Genomic DNA, 5830 nt, shown 5'->3' with positions numbered 1-5830 from the left:
CTGCTGGGTGAGAGCCAGCTATCCTAACCACTAGACCATGGCGGATTTGATAGAAGGGCCAGTGTTTTGGGCAGACACCAACAGTATTGTGGGAATTCAACCTGTGCTGCATAGGATAAATAGATTCAGCGACATAGGGGATGTTGGCATGTCCAGTCCAATTTCCTTTCTTATCAAGGATGTGCCCAGCACTCTTCTGTGCTGTAATATCTACCAATGCATAATTCCCTGTACTTAGTTTTATGGCAACGTCAGGTCTAGTTCCTTTGAGAAGAGTAGTATTTTGAGTTTCAAATTCAGAACCCAAGGCTTTTATTCCCACATTTGCTTTTCCTTCAATCACGTAACCGGCTGCCGTCGAGGGATGAATAACTTTCTTTCCTTCATCATATTCTTGCTTGCGCCTAAAATAAACTAGTTTCTGGGCTTCCGATGCACCATCATAATTACCTGTTTTAAATTCATTAAACGCTTTTTCTACTTCATCATCTACTTTTTTAGCTTTGTCTTTTCCTTCCTTTTCGTCAGAAGTGTAAGCTGATTCTGCTTTAGCCTTTGGAGGCTTAAAAGTAACAATTGCTCGTTGTATTACACCCTGATGAAATCCTTGGCTTTCTGCTTGTCGCTGTACTGTACTACCAGTTTGCTGCACCACATGAGTTAACTCATGGGCAATCAATTCCTGCCCTCCTCGACTCCCAGGGTTATATTCCCCCTGCCGAAAGAAGATATCTTTACCTGTGGTAAAAGCACGAGCCTGAATTGATTGATTCAACTGGTCAGATTGGGCATCACTGTGAACCCTCACCCCACTAAAATCTGCCCCAAATGACTGTTCCATTGGTTTCCGGATACTTTGTGTTAGAGGTATTCCTGAACCCTTTGCCTGTTGAATCGATGTTTCTAACTCTGGGGTAGCAGCCATTCCACCCTCAACAGAATCAAGCTGTAACATTGGCTTCCTCATCAGTTGATCTTGCTCGTCTTGAGGTTGAATCGACTCCTGTTGAGTGGTAAGACGTGAAACTGGTGCGTTAATCCGGTCCACTACTTCCGATGCTACTCGGTCAGCTTCAAGTTCATATTTATCCCCAGCTTGACCAATAGTCAGCTTCGCCTGCACTGGATTGCCCTGTTGCCAATTGCCCATTAATTCATGGGAAAGTCCCCTAAAGATTGGCATTCGCTGAATTGACTGTGCAGTAACAGGGGAAAGACTACTCAGCAGAGGGTCAATAGTTCGAGCAACTTTCTGTTGGGAACCAACTTCTGAGTGAGAGTTTTGGTGCTGGGACTTAATTAAATTACCTAGTGCCCGGTTGCCGATTATCCCTTGCAATTCTTCTATGGGGTGGAGCTCTGGCTTGGTACTAGGTGATGTTTGTTGCTGTTGAGAAGTGAGTGTTTTTGTGGTTTGGCTTTGTCGTAGATTACCCATAAGTTTTACGAAATATTTAATAGTTTGTATATGAGGTGATTTTACCACTAAAATTGTTTCGTTTACCAACTAAGTCTTGAGTACTTATTCTCCTAGTTTTTTCCAATAAATCATAGAAAGCCTTTAGTCTTTCCAATTTCTCAAGCCAATTTTCAATTTCCTCTCCTAATACTGTAGTTTGATCTATCTCGTCGAGAGAAACTATACTGAGGCGATTCCAATCGAGCTTTCCTTTGCCGTGTTTTTCAGCTTTAGCACCTCCTGCACTAGATAGAGGGTTTGCGGTGGCTTCTGTTGACTTCCAGTTATGAACGTATCCCTCGTTACTCGCACCACCTGGAGCAGTTGTTTCTACTCCAACCTCTAGGGCTCCGAATTTTTTTGTAGTTGGAGGTCGAAAAACAATCAGCAAATGTCCGTGGGCTCCATCTGGCAAAATTATATCACTGTTGAAATCTGTCTCACCAATACCACCAACAGCTAAATTTATGCCATAAAGTTCTGTTCCATAAAGTTTATTTTTAATTGCTGCTAGCTTTCCTCCTTGCTCTCGAACTTTTTCTTCCTGCCTCGACCTTTTCATGAAGTGTGTACCGAAAGAACGTTTAAACGCTCCGATACTTTCGTCTATTTTTCCTGCTTGAGTTACACCAAGCCAATTCAGTAAGGCATAGGGGTCTCTTACGCCTGCTTCACTTTTTTTCGCTAGCTTAGGAATTACAATATTGACTCTGCCACCATGAGATAGAGCGGTAGCAACATTTTCCGACCACTTCTCATATCTGGGCAAGTTACCCTCGGTTCCAATATCAGTACATTCTTTTAATCCAGCTTGCATGAGTAAAAATACTTTTTTAAGCACCCCTATGGCTTTTGTATGTTTTTCAATCGCCTCACCTAGATCAACCTTCCTACCTTTCGCCTTACCGTATTGATGTATTTCTTGCTGACGCTTCTTGGCTTCCTCAATAATTATGGCTTTTCTCTCACTCCCTTTTTCCCCTAAATCAAGGGTATTTTGCCAAACTTCAGCAGTGTTACTCCGAATTTCATCCAGATACTCATTACCTCCTGACTCATTAGCTTTGAAATGTAAAGCCATTTGATAAGGACGAGTTTTAAATAAGTACTCTTTGCTGAGACTAAGTTCTTGTAATAGTTGAGTATTTGAGCGGCATAGCCAAGCTACGCTAGCAACAATTAGTCTTTGATTGGGATGTAGTTTGAGCCAATCATTCTCACTCTTTTTTCTTAAGTATTCTTTAGCTTCTTCCAAAGAAAACATTTGTAAGCTTTCTAGAGATCGCTTACCCTCTTGATCGTTGGCAATTTCTTGAATCCCATTTAGCTCCTCAATATCCAGGAGCGTTCTTTTTTTTAGATAAATATGCTCAAAGTGCTTTTTGAGTTCCAGGTATTTTTTCCTGTTTGGTGCCCGCTGTAGAGTTTCATTCTGCTCTAAGTGTACCTGGAATGTTGGAGAACTCGACACACTATCACTCGGAGACTTACACTGGATTTGCCCCCCAGTTTGCTGCACCACATGGGTTAACTCATGAGCAATCAATTCCTGCCCTCCTCGACTCCCAGGGTTGTATTCCCCCTGTCGAAAGAAGATATCTTTACCTGTGGTAAAAGCACGAGCCTGAATGGATTGATTCAACTGGTCAGATTGAGTATCATTGTGAACCTTCACCCCACTAAAATCAGCCCCAAACGACTGTTCCATTGGTTTCCGGATACTCTCGGCAATCGGCATTCCCGACCCCTTTGCCTGTTGGATTGAGCTTTCCAACTCTGGCGTAGCCGCCATTCCACCTTCAACAGAGTCAAGCTGCACCATTGGCTTCCTCATCAGTTCATCTTGCTGACCTTGAGCTTGAATCGACTCTGGTTGAGTTGACAGACTAGAAACTGGTGCGTTAATCTGCCTTACTACTTCCGATGCTACTCGGTCGGCTTCAAGCTCATACTTATCCCCAGCTTGACCAATAGTCAGCTTCGCCTGCACTAAATTCCCATCAGACCAATTCCCCCTTAATTCATGGGAAAGTCCCCTAAACATTGGCATTCGCTGGATTGACTGCCCACTAACAGGGGAGACACGACTCAACAGAGGATCTTGGGAACGATGTACTTGTCCAGATAAGTCTGGCTGGGATTTAATTAGATTACCCAGTGCCTGGTTGCCGATTATCCCTTGCAGTTCCTCGATTGGGTGGTATGTTGGCTTCCTACTTCCTGATACTATTGACTGATATCGAGCTTGTGTGTTTTTGGTTTGGCTTTGTCGTAGATTACCCATGAGCTAATTTAAATCGTTAATAGTTTATACATGGTGTGCTCAATCGCTTAAAAAGGCTCAAAAAATTAACCTTGAATACCTGAAGTCCATACTCCAGATTTGGTACTTCCCGTCAATGCCTAATTCTTATTTGTTATATTTAAGCCTTTGATTTGCATTAAGCTGTTCGACTAATTCATACACTGCCTTTGCTGTAGGTTTGAGGTCTGCCTCCTTCATCTCCCCGAAAAACATCCGACGAAATTCAACAACAAGAGCCTTGGTTCGGTTTCGGTCATGTCCTACTTCATCCTCTACGCTTCCCAAAGCGCCCAATGACCTGTGAAATCCTTGCCAATCCTCTTCGGTAACACCTGGAACTGCTTTGGCCTCGTCGGATAAGTTGGAGTAATGCTTTAATAGATCGACCCCTTGAGTTATATTTTCTAGCCACATCTGCTTGGTCAGAGAAATTTCTCTGACACTGCGAGCATTGACTGAGCCCCGTGCCACCGTATTTGGATAGACCTTCTGATCACTAGTACCCGGCATATTTGCTCCTTCGAGCACTAGATCGACAAATTTTTGAGGTTGCTTTTTGAAATACTGCTGATAGTCATTGGGCATCAGTTTAAAGTTATGTGCAAAATCAGTACGAGCCATCAGAGCTCCTGCAATAGATTTGGCATTCCCTTGGTCGCCTAAGTTAGATGCATTTTTAAGGTAGCTTGCGAGTAATGTAATCAGTCCCTGTAGCTCTTTGCTGCTAATAGTTTTGATCTTGGGCGGTAGAGTTTTCTCAAAGGCCTTAACTACAGTTTTTGCCCTAGCATCAGCTGTAACAAGTGTATCTAGCCCTCCAGCGCCAAAAAGGTCGGCCTTCGCTTGCTGCCTTTTTTGGAAAGTTGATTTCGACTCCAAGAGATGTTTTTTGTCATCACTAACATATTGAAGCAACTTACCCAGTTTATCGATGCCGATACCAACCGTGGTTTGTGGTTCAAAAACCATCTCACTCCCCCCCTCAGGATAAATGACGAGATTTTGCTTGGCTTTGGTTCCACCGCCAGCAATACTACCTATCTCATCAAGCTTGATAGATTCATCATCTTTTTTGCTATTGAATTGATGAACCATTTTCGTGAGATTAGTCATCACTGAGTCAACTTCGGCAGTGCTTGTTAACGGGGCAGTCACCCACTCCAGGTTTGAACCTCCAGCAGGACTCGCATCTGCAGTCAAATCATATTTAGTCGCTTCAATCAGCTTGGCACCTTTGTCTACATTTTTTCCGAGTAGTGGTTTTGCACTCAATGCATTACCAAGTCTTAGGGTCTGAACCACCTCTTTAAATAATGAGCGATATTGATTATGATCGCGCATTTTCTGAATCCGAGCTTTCCCGGCTTCTGTAACTTGGTTAGGATCAGCGGGATTTTCTATTGAATTAAATTTACTGTACCATGCTTTTGTTGGGTCACCTACTGCTTGATCTTCGTTTATCCTCATGCTGTGGTTGGGTTGCTCTGCAATTTGATTCAAGAGTTTCCTATCTATCTCAAATTCCCAGGCTTCAACCACATTTTTATGTTCTGTTTTGGCTTCGTCGTCAACATCCTCTAAATCACGAACCCGCCATGAAGTCTCAAACTCAAATCCCACCTTACGTTGGATATTGGCAGAGTGGTTCACCGATTGTGATGAACCTGAAACTCGATTCTGCTGAACAACATGAGTCAACTCATGAGCAATCAATTCCTGACCTCCTCGACTCCCAGGGTTATATTCCCCCTGCCGAAAGAAGATATCTTTACCTGTAGTAAAAGCACGAGCTTGAATGGATTGATTCAACTGGTCAGATTGGGCATCACTGTGAACCCTCACCCCACTAAAATCTGCCCCAAACGACTGTTCCATTGGTTTCCGGATACTTAAGGCGATCGGCATCCCCGACCCCTTTGCCTGTTGGATTGAGCTTTCCAACTCTGGGGTAGCAGCCATCCCACCTTCTACAGATTGAAGCTGCACCATTGGCTTCCTCATCAGTTCATCTTGCTGACCTTGAGCTTGAATTGAGTCTGGTTGAGTGGTGTGACTAGTAACTGGTG

Annotated in this window: 3 protein-coding genes; all 3 read right to left on the bottom strand. The window is 43.4% G+C overall.

The features are described 5' to 3' along the window. A partial coding sequence (locus tag F6J99_RS09810) for a DUF4157 domain-containing protein (protein ID WP_293112765.1) occupies positions 1 to 1438 on the bottom strand: 1438 nt, incomplete at its 3' end. 16 nt (positions 1439 to 1454) lie between these two features. Beyond that, complete coding sequence (locus tag F6J99_RS09805; RefSeq protein WP_293112764.1) at positions 1455 to 3743, bottom strand: DUF4157 domain-containing protein; 2289 nt, start codon at positions 3741 to 3743, stop codon at positions 1455 to 1457. A 126-nt stretch (positions 3744 to 3869) separates the two neighbouring features. Next, on the bottom strand, positions 3870 to 5830 hold a 1961-nt coding region (locus F6J99_RS09800; RefSeq protein ID WP_293112763.1), incomplete at its 5' end, for a DUF4157 domain-containing protein.

Origin of the sequence: Moorena sp. SIO4G3 (assembly GCF_010692305.1) — a bacterium.
Taxonomy (GTDB): domain Bacteria; phylum Cyanobacteriota; class Cyanobacteriia; order Cyanobacteriales; family Coleofasciculaceae; genus Moorena; species Moorena producens_A.
Note: the sequence above shows the minus strand (reverse complement) of the source record. Positions and strands in the feature narration are given on the sequence as shown.

Excerpts from the sequence above, each read along its gene's own strand:
- F6J99_RS09805 (WP_293112764.1), bottom strand. The coding sequence starts at position 3,743 with ATGGGTAATCTACGACAAAGCCAAACCAAAAACACACAAGCTCGATAT.